The 17,249-nt window shown below is 50.5% G+C and carries 15 protein-coding genes; 12 read left to right on the plus strand and 3 right to left on the minus strand.

Going from position 1 to position 17,249, the window contains the following annotated elements; genetic code table 11:
* Window positions 1-134: 134 nt before the first annotated feature.
* Window positions 135-1,088, plus strand: a complete 954-nt coding sequence (locus C2M24_RS07230; RefSeq protein WP_158677990.1) for a HEAT repeat domain-containing protein — start codon at window positions 135-137, stop codon at window positions 1,086-1,088.
* A gap of 56 nt (window positions 1,089-1,144) precedes the next feature.
* Here the strand turns inward: C2M24_RS07230 and C2M24_RS07235 are convergent, their stop codons facing one another.
* A complete protein-coding gene (locus tag C2M24_RS07235) occupies window positions 1,145-5,086 on the minus strand; it encodes a rhombosortase-dependent M36 family metallopeptidase (protein ID WP_158683707.1) in 3,942 nt (1,313 codons plus the stop codon).
* A 206-nt stretch (window positions 5,087-5,292) separates the two neighbouring features.
* Between C2M24_RS07235 and C2M24_RS07240 the strand changes: the two genes are divergently transcribed.
* From C2M24_RS07240 to C2M24_RS07260, 6 genes are all read left to right on the plus strand, one after another.
* The gene (locus C2M24_RS07240; protein ID WP_105201249.1) at window positions 5,293-5,700 is read left to right on the plus strand and encodes a hypothetical protein; all 408 of its coding nucleotides are present in this window, start codon (window positions 5,293-5,295) and stop codon (window positions 5,698-5,700) included.
* A 94-nt stretch (window positions 5,701-5,794) separates the two neighbouring features.
* Window positions 5,795-6,958 (plus strand): BamA/TamA family outer membrane protein, encoded by a 1,164-nt coding sequence (locus C2M24_RS07245; RefSeq protein ID WP_105213792.1) that lies wholly within the window; start codon window positions 5,795-5,797, stop codon window positions 6,956-6,958.
* A 67-nt stretch (window positions 6,959-7,025) separates the two neighbouring features.
* Complete coding sequence (locus tag C2M24_RS07250; RefSeq protein ID WP_105213793.1) at window positions 7,026-7,811, plus strand: hypothetical protein; 786 nt, start codon at window positions 7,026-7,028, stop codon at window positions 7,809-7,811.
* Between the two features lie 133 nt (window positions 7,812-7,944).
* The gene (locus tag C2M24_RS16330) at window positions 7,945-8,163 is read left to right on the plus strand and encodes a multiheme c-type cytochrome (protein WP_158683708.1); all 219 of its coding nucleotides are present in this window, start codon (window positions 7,945-7,947) and stop codon (window positions 8,161-8,163) included.
* The gene (locus tag C2M24_RS07255) at window positions 8,157-10,202 is read left to right on the plus strand and encodes a tetratricopeptide repeat protein (RefSeq protein ID WP_105213794.1); all 2,046 of its coding nucleotides are present in this window, start codon (window positions 8,157-8,159) and stop codon (window positions 10,200-10,202) included. The genes C2M24_RS16330 and C2M24_RS07255 overlap by 7 nt, the downstream gene beginning before the upstream one ends.
* A 30-nt stretch (window positions 10,203-10,232) precedes the next feature.
* The gene (locus tag C2M24_RS07260) at window positions 10,233-10,685 is read left to right on the plus strand and encodes a methyltransferase family protein (protein ID WP_233998001.1); all 453 of its coding nucleotides are present in this window, start codon (window positions 10,233-10,235) and stop codon (window positions 10,683-10,685) included.
* A 62-nt stretch (window positions 10,686-10,747) separates the two neighbouring features.
* Here the strand turns inward: C2M24_RS07260 and C2M24_RS07265 are convergent, their stop codons facing one another.
* Window positions 10,748-12,244, minus strand: coding sequence for an arylsulfatase (locus tag C2M24_RS07265; protein ID WP_105213796.1), 1,497 nt, complete (start codon window positions 12,242-12,244; stop codon window positions 10,748-10,750).
* A gap of 243 nt (window positions 12,245-12,487) precedes the next feature.
* Here C2M24_RS07265 and C2M24_RS07270 point away from each other — a divergent pair, with 243 nt between their 5' ends.
* From C2M24_RS07270 to C2M24_RS07280, 3 genes are all read left to right on the plus strand, one after another.
* Window positions 12,488-14,014 (plus strand): arylsulfatase, encoded by a 1,527-nt coding sequence (locus C2M24_RS07270; protein WP_105213798.1) that lies wholly within the window; start codon window positions 12,488-12,490, stop codon window positions 14,012-14,014.
* A 357-nt stretch (window positions 14,015-14,371) separates the two neighbouring features.
* Window positions 14,372-14,542, plus strand: coding sequence for a hypothetical protein (locus C2M24_RS07275; protein WP_158677988.1), 171 nt, complete (start codon window positions 14,372-14,374; stop codon window positions 14,540-14,542).
* 183 nt (window positions 14,543-14,725) lie between these two features.
* Window positions 14,726-15,358 carry an acyl carrier protein phosphodiesterase gene (locus C2M24_RS07280; RefSeq protein ID WP_105213800.1) on the plus strand — a complete coding sequence of 211 codons (633 nt, stop codon included), beginning with the start codon at window positions 14,726-14,728 and terminating at the stop codon, window positions 15,356-15,358.
* 264 nt (window positions 15,359-15,622) lie between these two features.
* On the opposite strand, the gene cspE is transcribed toward C2M24_RS07280, so the two are convergent.
* Window positions 15,623-15,835, minus strand: a complete 213-nt coding sequence (cspE, locus tag C2M24_RS07285) for a transcription antiterminator/RNA stability regulator CspE (RefSeq protein ID WP_105189283.1) — start codon at window positions 15,833-15,835, stop codon at window positions 15,623-15,625.
* A gap of 419 nt (window positions 15,836-16,254) precedes the next feature.
* Here cspE and C2M24_RS07290 point away from each other — a divergent pair, with 419 nt between their 5' ends.
* A complete protein-coding gene (locus C2M24_RS07290) occupies window positions 16,255-16,719 on the plus strand; it encodes a hypothetical protein (RefSeq protein ID WP_199774433.1) in 465 nt (154 codons plus the stop codon).
* Window positions 16,720-16,722: 3 nt separating this feature from the next.
* On the plus strand, window positions 16,723-17,181 hold the full coding sequence (locus tag C2M24_RS07295) for a hypothetical protein (protein WP_105213802.1): 459 nt from the start codon (window positions 16,723-16,725) through the stop codon (window positions 17,179-17,181).
* Window positions 17,182-17,249 lie beyond the last annotated feature (68 nt).

Genomic DNA, 17,249 nt, shown 5'->3' on the forward strand with positions numbered 1-17,249 from the left:
TGACACCCTTTTATTCCCGTATTTGCAAAAGACCAGTTTACATCTTGGTAACAAACTCATTGCTTTAGATTCAGCGGTTTGCTATTTTCATGCGGCTAATTATTAAGCAAATTGAAGGACCTATGATGTTTACAATGAAAACAATAACAATAACAGTTGCACTTTCCTGCTCTCTTTTACTTCAAGGCTGTGCGCCCAGCTCATACAAGCTGAGTAAGCCACAACCTTCGCCAAATGCCTATGAGGCGACGGCTCAGACCAACCAGCAAAAAATACAGGTGGTCGACCAGCGCAGCGATAAAAGCGCGCCCTTCACTTCGGGTATTTTGCCCAGCGCCTTGATGTATGAAGGCACGGTACTCAAGCAAGTGGAGTTCCTCGAGGCACATTTAGCCGAAGAATTTGCCGCCCGTGATTTGCCCATCACCTTAGGTGAGGGCGAAAACAAGCTAGAGATCTTGCGTTTTAATATGCGCAACCATAGAACCAATGGTTTCACTCCTTTTATTACCTTCACCATGCTCAAAGGCAAACTGGAGACGACTAAAGGCAGTTATCCCGTTGCCGTCTATGTGAAGCGCGGCAAGGTGCCGGTGTGGAGCTTTGACGAAATTATTGAGCCAACGCTGAATGAACCCATGAGCCTGGTGGTTAAAGAATTAAGCGCGAAAATTAATCAGCAACTTATGGGCGGCAAGTTGTCCGATGAAAAAACCCAGACTCTGATCGACAGCATTAAGGGTGCCGGCGTTAAAGCCAACTACCTGGATGTGTATGAGCTTGGTTTTAGTAATAACCCAATTGCCCTGCCTTATTTGCGCGAACTGGTTAAATCTGAGGATGAATACCTTCGTCTCGCCGCCATCTCATCACTTGGTAATATGAAAGACGACGCCAGTGTGCAACTCTTAATTGACCTGTATGAAGGTACCGGCTCCTGGTCGGATCGCGCCATGGCGCTTAAGGCCTTGGGTGATATAGGCAACACCGTGAGCTATAGCTATTTGCAAAAGCAAAACGAAGTGCTGCAAAGTGACGGTTCTAAAGAAGGCTTGTGGAATCGCGAAATCATTCAGCTTTATTTATAAGCTGTAATTACCCTCCAAGATAAAAAGGCCGCATCCTCTTGCGGCCTTTTTCTTTGCTATTTCCGCAACAAGCGGATCAGGGTAAACAAGGCGAGAGAGAACCAACCAAAGGAGCCCCCTCCGCCGCCAGAGCTAGAGACGGGAGGAGGGGGTGGAGGCGTTACTACGGGCACATCATTGACCGTGACCACCACACTTTGCTCGGCGCTTAACGCGCCATCGCTCACGCTCAGGGTAAAATGCAACTGCTGCTGACTACTCACTTGAGGCGCGGTAAAGCTGACACTGGCGGTTTGTGCGCCACTGAGGGTCACACTGGGCCCTTGTGTCTGCCGCCATTGATAACTGAGCTCATCACCATCAACATCCTCGGCCTGAGCGGTTAAGGTCACTTCGTCGCCTTCATCCACGGTTTGCGCCATCAACTCCACTAAGGTAGGAGCACGGTTATCACAATTGTCTGGATCCGGGGCGCTGAGTTGGTAAAAGGCGGCACTGTCCATACCGGCTATGGTGAGGTTATCTATCCACCAGCCGCTGTCATTAGCGTTAATATCTGTGCTGATGCGAAAACGCAGTTGCACCTGCTTTCCTGCCAACAAGGTGCCAAAGCTCACCTGCTCTTCGTTGCCAAGCACACCGCCACTGCTGTTACGACCCGTGTATGCGTTGCGCAACTGTAGAGATTGCGATGGGCTCTCGTTAAGCGTGCCGTTGTAGCCAACACTAAATTGACCACCGGCCTCAGTCACATCCTGCCAGTCGCCATCATCGACCTTAATTTCAAGCACCGCGCCATCCCAGAATGCCTCCAAGGCATAGTAATGCCAAAATGACAGGCTGAATTCGCTCTGCGTCGACACCATAAAGGGTCGAGTTGTCAGCGCCACATCAGACTCATAGCCATTGTTATTGAGGAACAACGCCTGCTCTCCCAGCTCGAAACCGCCTTGCTCAAAGAGCGCGATTTGGTCCGAGTTATCAAAGCGCAAGGTGTTTTCTGCACGGGGGTCCGACTTCAGCAAGAGTAGCGGCAAATTGGCGCGACTGAGCACCGCCTTTTCCATATTATCGCCTTGGCTGGCGCTAACAAGCGGCGCGTCAGTAAAGCTAAAGTTGACCGTGAAACGCTCGATCACCGCCTGTGGCTCGACGATATCGTCACCAACGCTTTGCTCGGGGAAGCTCACCTCGATCTCGAGCTCACTGGCCACTTCGGCATTAAGCAGGTCAATGCTGATGGGCTCGCTCCAGGCCGACGCAAAGGGAGCTAGTTCTGCCACTGTGCTCTTGCCACCATTACCTAAAATCACACCTTGAGCGGACATAAGGGTAAATTGTACCGGTATATTGGTTAGAGTTTCGCTACCTGTATTGGTGAGCTGTACGCTAAGACTGCCACGCTCTCCCACGTCTAAAAAGCCATCCAAACTGCAATACAGATCGCTGTCGGCGTCGAGCTTAACTCCCTGGACGGCGAACGCGGCCAACTCGGTTTCAAATGATTCCACCACACCGGCCAGGGTGACGCTGTAACGCTCTGGCGACTGCGCCCCTAAGCCTAAACCGCGCCTAGCAAAAGCGGCCAAGGCCAAGCGGTAGTCGGTCATATCCTCGGCGGCTATGGTAGCCAGTAGCGCATCCCGCGCCTCGGTGTAGAGCGGTGCAACCGGGGTCATCTTGTAACCGCCAATCAGATAACGGGCCATGCGTTGTTGCGCCTGGGCAAAACCATGACGGTTAATGAGTGCCACATAAGTATCCCATAGCACCGACGCCCATAACTCCCCCGGGTCATGGGGCGAGGCCACCGAGGTCGGCGGCAGATTGACATCGGCACCGGCACCTTCGCTAATGTGTCTAAAATTAAGAGGGTTAATAGTCTGATCCGGGGTGTAAGGAACACGGCGAAGACCAAAGTAAAAGTCTGACACATAGGTACTGATGGCATAGGGCTTAGTAAAATCACTGTTACCCGCAATGGACGCATCTTCTTCCTTGGCGATAAACATCAGAGAATGAAAGTCTCCCCACCCCTCGCCCATGGCCTGGCCCTGAAAGTTCACTAAGCCAGCGCCATTCCCTACCAGGCGATTGCTAATATAATGCCCCCATTCGTGGGCAATAATACCGTTATCAAAGGTGCCGTCCTTGAGGGCATTGGTGTCGAACAGACGCACATTGACCACGCCATTATTCAAGGCAGTATACAGTGATTGACCGTCGGCAAAGTTGAGTCCCATATTGCCTATGGTGATGCTGTCATCGACACCGCCCATGGGCGCCGCAGTCCCGTCATCAACATTATTAGTGATCAAAGCCCCTACAGCACCTGCGTTCTGGGCGTTTTTCACCTTGGTCACAAAGGTACAACTACCACGCTCGATAATGGCGACCTTGCCCACCAGTAGGCTGGGATCGAGGGGCACTTCACAGCCATCATAGACGCTAGCGGAATCCACATCGTTGCCATCGTTATAGCGCACCAGCTCGGCGCTGATATCAAAGACATCCGGGCCAAATTGCGAACGCCGCGACGAAGTTAACACTCCCCCGGGGCCTATCACCCCATAGTCCTCTCCCACCCTGGCGTCTTTGGAGTTAAACACAAACATCTGCATGCGCGGGCTGACCCCATCCGCAGGCGTTGCCATATTGGCATTATTCAGGCCACTGTAGTCCTGTGCTTCGGCATTAATCGGGTCGCCCTCAACACCGCCGCGACCATAGTTGCTCAGTTGCGCCACACCGGCACTTTCATCAAAGCCATGGTCGTAGAAAAAATCGTGGAGAAAGTTATTCATATAAAACAGATTCACCACCGCAGCCTTAATATTGACCTCGGCGCTGGGTGGTAAGTCTGGGTCGAGCACATAATCAAAGGTAAAAGCCGAGGTGGTTTCGGCATTGAGATCACCGGCGCTAAAGCCTTGAGGCGCAGTGATATCGGCATAGGCATAGACATTGTTACCCTGGGTTTGGGTGGCCGTGTCGCTTAACCAAGGATCGGCGGTGGACAGCCCTGAGTAATAACTGAGAGACACGAGATTGGCGTTAAGCACTGAAGTTTCATCTTCCTGCCCCAGCCCCATGGCCGGGATCACGTCACCATGAGGGCCTTCCATCGGATAGCCGCTTTGTCCATCGGCATACACCCGATAGTTGTATGCCGTGGCATGACTTTGCAGATTCTTCTTGAACAGCACCTTGTTAGTGCCGCTGGCTATAACATAGGCAAAGTAATCACTCACCAAGGTGTCGCGGTTTTGCCGTTCAACCTCCACATAGTGAGCCGCCAATAGTTCTCCGTTGAGAGGGTAAAACACGGCTTTGGCGCGCACTCCAGCAAAGAGCTCATCGGCGTCGCTGCTGCCTACCCTAAACCAGTTATAGCCCTGTTGTGTGCCCATTGATTCAAGCTGCAGCGCAGCTCCGCTAAGCTGATGCAAGGCATGGCGCACCGCGGTAGAGGCATGGCTAAAAGCAGTGAGGGCACTGAAATTCTGTGCCTCGCTAGGCACCTCGGCAAAATAGCCGGAGCTGGCCACTAGCTCGCCACGGCGGTCGAGCATCACGTTATAGTGGCGATTAAATACCTCAATACCCTGCACATACTGACGATAGCGTCCGATCACCGCGCCCTGACCCGGGTCATGCCAGTGACTAAGCTGAGCTTGATGCCCAGCTTGATGTTGAGCCGACTTATTGTTGGCAATGCCGCTTAAACGCTGCATATGTGCCTGGGCTTTTTGCTGCAGGGAACCCTGAGAAGTGAAGTTAAGTACCGATGTAGCCGGTGCCCAGACAAAGGTGGCTCGGTTAAGCAAGGGATCAAAGTGCGAGGACATACCGAGTTTGGTCTGTTGCTGGGCTAATCGCTGTTGTTCTTTGGCCAACAACTTGGGCGGTTGCGATTGTGCCTGATAATGATCTCCTGGCGCAAAGGCGCCATATGCCATCGGCATATTCAACGACAAGGTGAGGAAAAGTGTCGTCATGACCCGGGTCGTGACTGTCGTCGGAACTGTAGTCGTGGCAGTCGTCTTGACCGGTCCCAAAGCCACACCTGATTCTGGCTTGTTCCTAGGAGTAATACCTTGCTTTATAACCATAATATACCTTGCCTATTTGAAACCAATGCAACTACCCTATCTGTAGGGCAAGAGAAAAGTGAGCGAATAAGGTGCTAATACGATCCCTGTTAATGCTTTTAACGGTAACAACCTTAGCCGCATGTGGTGAGGACGAGCCAAAGCAATCATCACCCCAGCCCAGCACATCTGCACAGACCTATTTCACCTTAGACAACAATGGCGAAAAAATCCGCTGGCGGGGACAAAAGTTATTGCCAGGAACCCGTATCGACAACCTCAGCAACGGCGAACCAGGACTGGTGGGCAGAGATTTTGTCGTCACCAGTTCGGCGCTGCCTTATGAACAACTGACGCCCGAGTACAGAGTTACCCATATTGCCGGGGACAACTATCGCCTCAGCGCCACAGTGACTCTGGATATGGCCGCCGAACTGACTCGTTTAAAAACCATGCCCGAGCTCACCTTGGTCGAGCTGCAAATTGATTACAGTCCTCTGACCGAACTACCTCAATATTAGGCCGCTTTCACCCTCTTTTACCAGATTAGTAACGCATTGAATGTAAAAATAATTTGCTATACTAACGGTTTAATTTGCGAACAAGACAGAGACTATGGAAGGCACCTGGCCTCAACGCATCACTTTTTGGTTATTGCTACTTCTAGGCGGAGCGTCCCAGAGCTGGGCGCAACAAGCACCCGACTCAAGCCCGGCTCAAATTGAACAAAAGCCACGACGCTTTTTACCAGTACCCACCATTATTACCGAGCCAGCGGTTGGCGCCGGGCTGGGCTTGGCCGGGCTGTTTTTCCACGACAGCAAAAGCAATCAGGACAAGGCCACCACAGATACGCCTATTATGCCAAGCGGCATCAGCGTGATTGGCGGCGCCTATACCAGTAATCGCTCCCACCTTTTTGCCCTGGGTCACCTTGCATTTTGGCGCCAGGACACCCTACGTTATCGCGGCGCTGTGGGTTATGGCGATATCAACCTCGATTTTTACAGCCTAGGCAAGCTGCAGTTAAGTGAGCCGCTAAAGCTCAACTTACGCGGACCGGCGTTAATACAAACCTTCAGCGCCCGCTGGCGTGACTCAAATTGGTTCTTTGGCGCCAAACAACTCTATCGCCATGTCGACATCAGCCTGGCCGAGTCGCCTTTGCATGCCTTTGAAGGCCGCTGGGTCGATGAGGTAAATCATGCTCTTGAGCAAATAGAGCTGGAGAACAACACTTCTGGCTTGGGCCTGGTTGCCGAATACGACTCCACGGATAGCCCCTTTAGCCCCGAACTCGGCTATAACTACAATCTGGAATACATGATCTTTGATGGCGCGCTTGGCAGCGACAGCGACTACCACAGCTATGTGTTTAGCGCCCTAAACTACTGGCATTTGACCAATAAAGCACGCGTTGCCCTACGCCTGGATTATGAGGGGGTAAGCAATCAGGGCGAAGGCAATTTACCCGTCTATGTGCTGCCCTATATCGACCTACGGGGTATTGCCAAGTCGCGCTACCAGGGTGAAGATATAGCTGTTGCCGAACTTGAGCTCGGTTATCACCTCAACGACCGTTGGAAGCTGATTGCCTTTAGCGGCATAGGCCGTGCCGCCAATGGGTGGGATAAGATATCTGCGGCCAGCAGCAAAACCACGCTTGGGACTGGGTTTCGCTACCTGGTCTCGCCGCGATATGGCTTTCGCATGGGCATAGATGTCGCCCATGGCCCAGAAGAAAATGCGATATATATTCAAGCCGGCAGCAGTTGGTAGGCCACAACAATTATGAAATTTACTTACCCTGTTTGCAGTAAGGGACTTTGCTAATAAGGATAGAGAAATGAAATACGCTTTATTGACCCTGTGTGCGCTCCCCCTATGTAATAGTGCCTTAGCTCAAGAGCAAGGCGTTGCCGATATGTCAGACCCGCTGGCAATTTATACCCAGGTTGGTGGCGGCGCCACCGACAAGGGACTGAACTTTAAACTGGGTAAGGCCTACGACACCGGGGATGATGCCACCGCCGCCCAGTTTGTGGTTGAGGCCAAGGGCCTGCTCGGCGATACCCTGGGCTGGCGTTCAGAGCGTCACACCACCGAGTCACTCGACTCGCTGCGTTTTCGCAACTTCGCCGTGACGCTAAAGAGCCTGCGCGCCACCCAACTCGATGTGAACTATAACTTTCGTGCCAATCTGGTCGCCGATGAAAGCGCCGACATTTCCTACTCTATTATCCAGGCACTGCCACCTAAGGGGGCATTCAACTTTTACCCCCTTGCCGGCGTAGGCGCCTCAGTCGGTAAGGATGAACGTCAGAGCGATGGCAGCGTAGACGATGGTTACTCGTTAATGGGTGGCTACGGCCTGATCGGTATGTATGCCAAGGTTAATTTAAGCGATAAGATCTGGCTGAATTACAACCCTTTTTGGCTGACAACCCTCACCGGTTCAAGCACCTACAAGGACAATTATTACGGCCTCAATGAGAGTAGTATTTTAACCCATGAGTTTGCTGCCAGTTATCAGATCACCCCACGCATGAATGTGCGTTACTTTGCCAACTGGAACGAAAACGTCGATATTTTCGATGGCGATCACCGCATCGAGTTTAATTACCAGCTTTAGGCTCTGTTGACCCCTGATCACGTTGCGCTGACGCGCTCGGCAGGATAAGTTATTGAATACAGGCTGATATATAGCCTTATACTGGCCGAAGGGCGTCAACTATGCATTTTCAGGGTTAGGGAAAATTATCGTCATGTATTTGGGTTTATTAAGGAACATAGCACTCGTTTTCACGTCATTTCTCTTGCTCGGCAGTGCTTATGCCGAGCCCCAGCAGTGTCAAAGCTGCCATCAGGAACAGGTTGCCGACTGGCAAGCCTCCCATCATTTCCGGGCCATGAATCCCGCCACCGCCGAGTTTGTCCTCGGGCCTTTGATGGGCAGCGCATTGCCTTCGAGCAGCAGATGCTAACCCTTAGCAAGGAAGGGGATGATTTTGTACTGCACCGTGAATATCCAAACGGCAGCAAAGAGAGTGAAAAGGTTCACTACACCTTTGGTTATCAGCCCCTGCAACAATATCTGGTTGCAGACGAACGCGGCGGCTATCAGTTTATCCCTCTGGCGTGGGACAGCCGAACCAAGGAAGAAGGCGGCCAACGCTGGTTTATCTTACACCCGCAGCAGCGCAGCACGGATGAATTTCATCACACCCAAATGGGACAAAACTGGAACCATATGTGCGCCGACTGCCACAGTACCGACTTTAAAAAGCAATTTTCCTCTCAATCGAATCGCTTCGCATCGAGCTATGCAGCCATCAATGTCGGTTGTGCCGCCTGTCATGGCGATAGCCAGCAACACCTGCAATGGGCCGAGGGCGACAAAAACATAGCACATAAGGGATTTAGTAAAGACATTGGCACTCAGATAGCACTCTTTAGCCGCGCTGCCGATGGCAGCCTATTACCTCAAGGAGAGGTAAAACAGACCGAGCAGATCGCTCAGTGTGCCACCTGCCATGCCAGGCGCTCGCAACTCGCGGACCGTGAACCTCTCGCCGAGCTGTTAGATACCTTTAAGCCTGCCCTGCTCACACCGCAGCTTTATCATGTGGATGGACAAATCCTCGACGAGGATTATGTCTGGGGCTCCTTTTTACAAAGCAAGATGTACGCCGCCGGCGTCACCTGCAGTAACTGTCATAACCCCCACTCGGGCAAACTAAAGCTGGACGGCAACCAAACCTGTACGCAGTGCCATGACAGCAGTCAATACCAAAGCACAGAGCATCATGGCCATACCCTTGGCAGCACCGGCAGCCAGTGCGTCGACTGCCATATGCCCAGCACCACCTATATGCAGGTTGATCCCCGCCGCGATCACAGTCTGCGCGTACCGCGCCCGGATCTCAGCATACAGACACAGGCACCGAATGCCTGTAACGGCTGCCATCAGGATAAAACCCCACAATGGGCCGTTAACGCCATTAAGACTTGGCATCCAGACTCTAACTACTTGGGAAAAAGCCATTTTTCTCAAGCCTTTTATGCCGCCGACCAAGGGTTGCCAACGGCGTCTCAATTGCTGACCCGTATCGCGCAAAGCAGTGAGTATACGGATATTATCCGCGCCTCGGCGCTGGCACGTATGGCCCGTTACCCGGATAAAAATACCCTAGTCGCAATCAGCCGAGCCGTTAGGGATGAAGAGCCGTTAAAGCGTTTGGGGGCCATCAAGGCCGCAAGGGGGTTTCCATTGCCACAACGCTATACCCTGCTACAACCCTTGTTGGCTGACCCGCGTCTGGCTATTCGCACCGGTGCAGCCCGCGCTCTGGCGGCCATGCTGGTGGTCCCCTTTCCAAATAACTTACAGGATGCGCCCAGAGCCGAGTTGGCAAAAGCGTTGGAGGAATACCGACAAACGGAGCGTTACAATAGCGAGCGCGCCAGTAGCCATACCAATTTAGGTAACCTGGCCTTGGAGCTGGAGCAAATTAAAGTGGCCCACCAACACTATGAACAAGCCATTGCAGTGGAACCCATTTATATCCCCGCCTACGTTAACCTCGCGGATCTATACCGGCGCCAAGGCGATGAAGGCAAGGTACGGGCAGTACTCACACAAGCATTACAACAGGATGCCGACAATGCCGATGTGCATTACGCCTTGGCCATGAGTTGGGTGAGAGAGAAAAACAGAACCAAGGCCAAAGAGCATCTTGCACTCGCCGCCCAATATGGCAGCGTAAATCATATCTACACTTACGGCTTGCTCCTGAACGAAATGGGTGAGACTCAGGGCGCTTTAACACAATTAGCGCGGGCCTTCGCCCTCGATAGCAATAACGCGGATCTGTGTTATACCCTGGTACAAATCCACATAAACGAGCAAAACTACCGCCAGGCTCTGCGCTATGCCACCCGGCTACAAGAGCTGGTGCCACGAGACCCTCAAATAGCGGCCCTGGTAGAAAAGCTTACCCTGATGCAGTCGGTCACGCCCTAGCTGAGTGCTCATAAAAATAAGGAGACAAGAGTGGCGCTAAAAATCCCACCTTTGGTTCTGGTGCTGCTCGCTGCACTGATAATGTGGCTGGTCGCAATCCTGACTCCGGATTTGACCTTCCAACTTTGGGGACGCCTAGGTTTTGCCCTGGCATTGGTGTCAACCGGTGGAGCTATCGCCGCCCTTGGCGTGCTGCAATTTCGCCTGGCCCAAACCACGGTCGACCCACGCTACCCACAGCGCTCGGCGCGCCTGGTCAGCGGCGGCATTTATAAAATGAGTCGCAACCCCATGTACCTGGGATTCTTGCTTATGTTGAGTGGGTGGGCTCTTTGGCTTGCTAACCTAGCGACCGTCCCCGTATTGCCTTTGTTTGTTATCTACCTCAACCGTTTTCAAATACGGCCGGAAGAGCATTTTCTCAGACAAACCTTTAGGGATAAATACAAGCGCTATTGCCGCCGAGTGCGGCGCTGGCTTTAAGGTCTTAAGGGATTATCAGTTAACCTCACTCGGCCACAGTGCAGCCGAGTGAGGATGAACTATCAGCGGTTAGTCGATGCCGATTTGGCCTTACTGATGGCCTCGTTAATATTCAGCGAAGCCGACTCTTGACGTGGCGGGAACTTTTCAAAGGTCTTGATATGTTCCGTCAACAAGGCGATGGCCGGTTGGAATACCCAGCTTTTCTTCATGATCTGATGAAAACCGGTGACCCCGTCATAGTGCTCCATGGGATCCTTACGCAGGTTAAATAACTTGGGCATGGTATGCGTTACCAGGTCTTCATAATAACGACCGCCAGGTTTAGAGGCAAAGTGCATCTTCCACGGACCAACGCGTACCGCGGTCAGCTGTGACTCGTAATAGTAGAAAAAGTGGTTACGCGCCGACTTTTCTACCTTGCCACGCCAGTACGCGAGGTTATTTTCACCATCGATATAGACATTAAATTCCTTTTCCATGGCTTTACGCAGATTTTTCTCCCCCACAGCCGCGGCTATGGTGGGGAACACGTCTTCATGTGAAGAAATGCCGTTGAGTTTTAACCCCGCCGGGATCTCCTTAGGCCAGCGCACCATAAAGGGCACACGCACACCGCCTTCCCAGGTGGTCATTTTCTCACCGCGGAATTTAGTGGTACCGGCATCGGGCCAGGAGCTTTGCTCGGGGCCATTATCCGTGGTGTAGATCACTATGGTGTTGTCGGCAATCTTAAGCTCATCAAGCTTATCCAAAAGCTGGCCCACATGGCCATCATGCTCGATTAAACCACTGCCAAACACATCTTCTTCCGAGCTGATCTGCGTGGCCAGATGACGACTTTCGGGTTTAAGGTGGGTATACACATGCATGCGACTTGGCGCATGCCAAATAAAGAAGGGCTTATCCGCTTTGACCGCACGCTCCATAAAATCCAGGCTGCGAGCGAGCACCTCTTCATCGAATGTTTCCATGCGCTTGCGAGTGAGCGGGCCGGTATCTTTAATCCGGCCATCGGCATAGGCCTCTATGACCCCACGCGGGCCGAACTTTTTCTTAAAGTCTTTGCCCTTGGGGTAATCCTCCTGCTCTGGCTCCTCGGAAACATTGAGGTGATAGAGGTTACCGAAGAACTCATCAAAGCCATGACGGGTGGGTAAATGCTCATCCAGATCGCCTAAATGGTTTTTACCAAACTGCGCCGTCATATAGCCTCGCTCTTTCAAAAACTCGGCCATGGTCGGATCCGCTTCTTTAATGCCCAGCGGGTTACCCGGCTGCCCGACCGTGGTCAAGCCGGTACGCACCGGCAACTGACCCATTAAAAAGGCCGCACGTCCGGCGGTGCAACTGGGCTGGGCATAGTGATCGGTAAACAGCGCGCCTTCATTGGCGATACGATCGATATTGGGGGTGTTATAGGTCATGCCGTGCGAGTATGCGCTCAGTGACAGTTGCGCAACATCGTCGACCATAATGGCAAGTACATTAGGATCATCTTTCGCATTTACCGCCAGCGATAACAATCCTGCCATTACACCTATCAATGGCAATTTCATAACTTCTCCTTGATTATTAGCAAGATAAAAATAAGTTTTAAACTACATCGATAATTAAATTTTGAGCCCTAGTAACTATAGACGAAGGTTGAGAAATAACGATGATTTATCAAAAAAAGGGACATCTTTTGTGATTAAAATCAAATACCAAGGCATGAGCTAGATAAAATAATCAGTGTCCTTGTTGTAATACCGGGAACTGCTATAACTTATGGGGACTCATATAATTTCAAGGAGAGAGCTATGTTACGTTTCGCTGTATTTATATCCTGCCTGTTAACCTGTATTCCCAGTTTTGCAGCAGATAAGCCCAATATTCTGGTGATTTGGGGCGACGATGTGGGTATGTGGAATATCAGCGCCTACCACCGCGGCATGATGGGGGGCACCACCCCAAATATCGACCGTATCGCTAATGAAGGCATGATGTTTATGGATCATTACGCGCAGGCTTCCTGTACCGCAGGTCGCGCTGCGTTCCTTCTCGGCCAATACCCTATCCGTACAGGTTTGAGTACTGTGGGCTTACCCGGTGCCAAAGAGGGGATACAAACATCCGATCCAAGTTTAGCGACTATGCTTAAAGCGCAAGGCTATACAACAGGTCAGTTTGGTAAGAATCACCTGGGTGACCGTGACGAGCACTTACCGACCAACCACGGCTTTGATGAGTTTTACGGCATTCTTTATCACCTCAATGCCGGTGAATATGCTGAGCAATATGACTACCCACAAGATAAAGAGACGCAAGAGCGCGTTGGCTTAGCCCCCATGCGCGGTGTTACTCACTCCAAGGCTTTGGCAAATGGCAAGCAAGAAATCAAAGACTTAGGCCCCTTCGGTAAAGAAAGGCAACGTAATATCGATGAAGAAGTTCTGGTTGAGTCCAAACGCTTTATTCGCGATGCGGTCAAAGCCGATACGCCATTTTTTGTCTGGCATAACACCACCCGCATGCACTATCGCACCAACCTTAATGAGTATTATGAAGGCCGCAGTGGTTACGGCATTTATGCCGATGGCATGATGGAAATGGATGATGATGTGGGCGAGTTACTTAACCTACTCGACGAATTAAAGGTGGCCGATAACACCATAGTAATGTTCTCGACCGACAATGGTGCCGCCTCTAATTCCTGGCCCGATGGCGGCAATCAACCCTTCCATGGTGAAAAAGGTGTAGGCGGCTGGGAAGGCGGTTTCCGCGTTCCCCTTGTTGTTAAATGGCCGGGTAAAATCCCCGCGGGCGTCAGCACCGGCGAATTTATGACCATGGAAGACTGGCTACCCACCCTAATGGCCTGGGTTGGTCAGGGCAACCTTAAAGAGGAGCTGCTTAAGGGTAAAAAAATCAATGGCCGAAAATACAAGGTGCACCTCGATGGCTATGATCAAAGCGACTTGCTCCTTAATCAGGGCAAAACCAAGCGTAAAGACTTCTACTACTTTACTGAAGCAACGTTTCATGGATTACGTCATGGCGATTGGAAGTTATTGTTTAAAGAGCAGAATCACTGGTTTAGGGCTACACAGCAATCGTTAACCTCCCCCTATATCACTAACCTCAAACTCGATCCGTTCGAGCGCTTCCACGAAGCCCGCGGCTATGATGAATGGGCGGAAAATCGCAGCTGGATCTTAGGCCCAGCCGGCAAGCAAATTGCGGAGTTTGTTGAGACCTTTAAAGAATTTCCACCGACTCAGAAGAGCATGAGCTTGCAGGTAGATGACGTCAGCAAGTTTATTAATAACCAGGCTATTAGCCGCTAGTTATACGTCACAGGCAGGGTTCATCCCCTGCCTGATTTCGAGCGATAAAGCACTCTGAGTAGCGACAGCTAAATAAAATGCTTGCTTTATCTTTTTTACATGGGTATATTGTCGGATTGCTTGCTCATCCTCAATCAGTAAGCAATGCACATATTAAATGTGCGCGTGTGATGCCTTTCCTTGATCCAGTCAGTTCCATCCCGAAATTTATAACGCCTTAAAAGTCTGACAAAGATTAACCGGGTACGGCCGTTTTGTAACAGCAGCTAGCCCCAATGCCGCGCAATTGACGCCGCTTTCCAGACGATAATAAGGCAATTTGAATGCGCCCTACGGCGCCAATAAATGAGTTTTATTATGTCCTATTTATATAACAATCAACGTATTGATATTACCTTGCCGATCGCAGGTATTTCTATCAACAAACGCCGCATGGCCATTAGTCACCATCAAGGCAAAAGCTATATCGAGTTTGCAAATAACGCCGATATGCAAGGCTTTATGCAGTGGCTAAAGGGCCAGGCCTAAAACCAAAAAAGGGAGCGTTTAGCTCCCTTTTTTATGCCTTAAAACCCGAGGCAAACCTAATTGCGGTTAACTTTCACCGCGCACATTCAAAAATGGTAAAATCTCCCTGCGCGTCGCCCCTTATCTGAGCGCCTTAAAAGCGTTACACTCATACTCCTGTTTATAGCAAGGCGATCAGTGGCCATGAATTACCTCGCCCATCTGTATTTAGCTCAGCCCAATGCCGACTCCCACTTTGGCAACCTGCTCGGTGATTTTCGCCGCGGCCTGGTTCATCAACAATGGCCCAAGGCGGTGCAATTAGGTTTAGAGAATCATTTACTGGTGGACAGGTTTACCGATAAGCACAGCAGTGTGCGTGCCGCAACTAGCTTATTTTCGCCACAACGACGACGCTTCGCGCCGGTAGCATTGGATGTGCTGTTTGATCATCTGCTGATCCGTCATTGGCAAGACTTTACCAGCAACGAATTTAACGATTTTTGCCAGCAAAGTTACCAGCTTCTCAACACCCGCACCGAGCTGATGCCCGAGCGTATGCAACATGTGGTGGGGAAAATGTGCGAACAAGACTGGTTTGCTACCTATGCCGAACTCGATGGCGTTGCCCTGGCACTGGATAGGATCGCTAGCAGGATCCGTTTTCGCAATGACTTTACTGGCGCAATCGAAGATATTGAGCGCCATTTCGATGCCTTTGAAGCCCATTTTTTGGCTTTCTTCCCCGAGCTTATCACCCATGTGCAAACCCATAATCTTGAATTGGTGAACATGGATTCGAACGCCTTGCCAGCGCCATTGAAATATCGGACATAAAATAGCCGCTCACAGAGCTAATACACAGGGCTGCAAGGCTTAGAGTTAACAGTTCAAGAACGATCGAGATGAAGATGACAAAGGGCGTAAGTAAGGTTACTAAGGGCTTTATTGCTTTTTTATAGCAATTTCAATTTTTATGCTCAAAGCAAGCTAGGGGATGAAGCTTAAGAAAGCTTTAATAAAAAGCGAGAGGTAAAAATAGTGGTAAAGAGGAAGGTAAACGGGTGGAGCGAGGGCGCCCCACCTGGATATGCCAGCTAATTAGATAGCTGTAACGTCAGAAGCTTGAGGGCCTTTAGCGCCTTCTTCAACGTTAAATTCAACTTGCTGACCTTCTTGAAGGGTACGGAAACCGCCTTCAGCAACGATAGCACGGAAGTGTACAAACACGTCTTTGCCGCCATCAGTAGGAGTAATAAAACCAAAGCCTTTTGCTTCGTCGAACCATTTAACTGTACCAGTTGTTTTAGACATAGTGTCTCCAAAATATTTAAATTAAATAATGTGTTGCGTTGCAACATCAGAATTGCCGAACTAAGTACTAGCTAACACGAGTGGCTTACGCTGCATAAATTCGGGTGGAACACTAACTGGGTAGAACACACGAAGAACTGAAGTACAAAAGCAAAATCGAATCTGGGTAGAACTCATCAGACGCGAGCATCCTAACACAAGGGGACGAGATCACCTAAGGTTTACGACATTTTTTTGTACAATTTTCACCCAACAAGTTCATAACCCCCATTGCCGAGCCCTTGTTACCGACTTTGCTTGGTGTTTATTATGAATCTGATATCAATGTGTTACATTAATGTTCAGGTTTAAACTTAGTTTTAACTATATCGAGTTAAACATTCCCTAACCTTAGATATAACAAGAACAAAGGACTTCTTATGCGACATCAACTTGCGGCAATGGCACTGGGCCTATCGGCGGCTTTGTTAAGCACCACGTTAAGCGCTGCCCCTGAACCATTCGAATATCAAAAACAAGGACGAGGCATGGCATCCGAATCTAAGATGCGCGGCGTCTATGATCTGATCCCTAACCCCAGTGGCGATGCCGCTAAGGCGCGTTTGGCTATTCTCCAAGGCATGCAAAAAACCAAGGGCGTTGCCTGGCTACTGGAGCAAGAAGGCGACGGCTATATTCTGGCGCGCTGGGATTACAAGGGCCACACCATTTTTCATCGCATTGAATACAACGGCGAAGCGGTACAAATCAAATATGCAGGTGGCCTAAACGATTACCAATGTGAAAAACTGGTCGGCGATTATTGCTACAAAACCCATAGAAACTATTACAAATACAACCGCTCGCTGGTCAAGCAGTTGAAAATCGCCTTGCAGGGAGTCTAAAGCATGAAAAATATAAAAAGCACCTTGTCGTCGTTATTGCTCACTGCCACCCTGAGCTGCACCTTAGTTGGTCAGGTTCACGCAGAAACAAATCAATCATTTACCATGTATGACGATCCATTGTTATTGCAACCCTATGTCACCGAACCCGCCAAGGTGATCAAACTGGGCATGAACCAATATCAATGGCGCAGTGTTAACCAAACGCCGGACACAATCGAGGCGGAGCTGGACTACAAGGGCTACGTGCTGCGCGTCAATATCCATTACAACAGCGAAAAGATTTGGTTTGAGGCCATTTCAAGCGTTAACAATGACTGTAAAAAGCCACCTTGCGAAGTTGAGCAGCGCCATATTGACCGCTGGCGTACCGGCCTGCGCCGTGGTATTGCCAAGGCGATCACCGACTTAGCGGTGAAAGATGCCTATCAGCAAGTGTATCTGGATAAACCAGAGCCCTGAGCAATCTCGACCCCAAGGTGGCCTATAGGCCGCCTTGATTTACCTTCCTCACTTACCCGAATACATTT

This window comes from Pseudoalteromonas sp. T1lg22 (genome assembly GCF_002964645.1).
Taxonomy (GTDB): domain Bacteria; phylum Pseudomonadota; class Gammaproteobacteria; order Enterobacterales; family Alteromonadaceae; genus Pseudoalteromonas.

What these genes read in the sequence shown, in the direction of transcription:
- C2M24_RS07230 (WP_158677990.1), top strand. Translation starts at nt 135, where the DNA reads ATGAAAACAATAACAATAACAGTTGCACTTTCCTGCTCTCTTTTACTT.
- C2M24_RS07235 (WP_158683707.1), bottom strand. Translation starts at nt 5,086, where the DNA reads ATGACGACACTTTTCCTCACCTTGTCGTTGAATATGCCGATGGCATAT.
- C2M24_RS07240 (WP_105201249.1), top strand. Translation starts at nt 5,293, where the DNA reads ATGCTTTTAACGGTAACAACCTTAGCCGCATGTGGTGAGGACGAGCCA.
- C2M24_RS07245 (WP_105213792.1), top strand. Translation starts at nt 5,795, where the DNA reads ATGGAAGGCACCTGGCCTCAACGCATCACTTTTTGGTTATTGCTACTT.
- C2M24_RS07250 (WP_105213793.1), top strand. Translation starts at nt 7,026, where the DNA reads ATGAAATACGCTTTATTGACCCTGTGTGCGCTCCCCCTATGTAATAGT.
- C2M24_RS16330 (WP_158683708.1), top strand. Translation starts at nt 7,945, where the DNA reads ATGTATTTGGGTTTATTAAGGAACATAGCACTCGTTTTCACGTCATTT.
- C2M24_RS07255 (WP_105213794.1), top strand. Translation starts at nt 8,157, where the DNA reads ATGCTAACCCTTAGCAAGGAAGGGGATGATTTTGTACTGCACCGTGAA.
- C2M24_RS07265 (WP_105213796.1), bottom strand. Translation starts at nt 12,244, where the DNA reads ATGAAATTGCCATTGATAGGTGTAATGGCAGGATTGTTATCGCTGGCG.
- C2M24_RS07270 (WP_105213798.1), top strand. Translation starts at nt 12,488, where the DNA reads ATGTTACGTTTCGCTGTATTTATATCCTGCCTGTTAACCTGTATTCCC.
- C2M24_RS07275 (WP_158677988.1), top strand. Translation starts at nt 14,372, where the DNA reads ATGTCCTATTTATATAACAATCAACGTATTGATATTACCTTGCCGATC.
- C2M24_RS07280 (WP_105213800.1), top strand. Translation starts at nt 14,726, where the DNA reads ATGAATTACCTCGCCCATCTGTATTTAGCTCAGCCCAATGCCGACTCC.
- cspE (WP_105189283.1), bottom strand. Translation starts at nt 15,835, where the DNA reads ATGTCTAAAACAACTGGTACAGTTAAATGGTTCGACGAAGCAAAAGGC.
- C2M24_RS07290 (WP_199774433.1), top strand. Translation starts at nt 16,255, where the DNA reads ATGCGACATCAACTTGCGGCAATGGCACTGGGCCTATCGGCGGCTTTG.
- C2M24_RS07295 (WP_105213802.1), top strand. Translation starts at nt 16,723, where the DNA reads ATGAAAAATATAAAAAGCACCTTGTCGTCGTTATTGCTCACTGCCACC.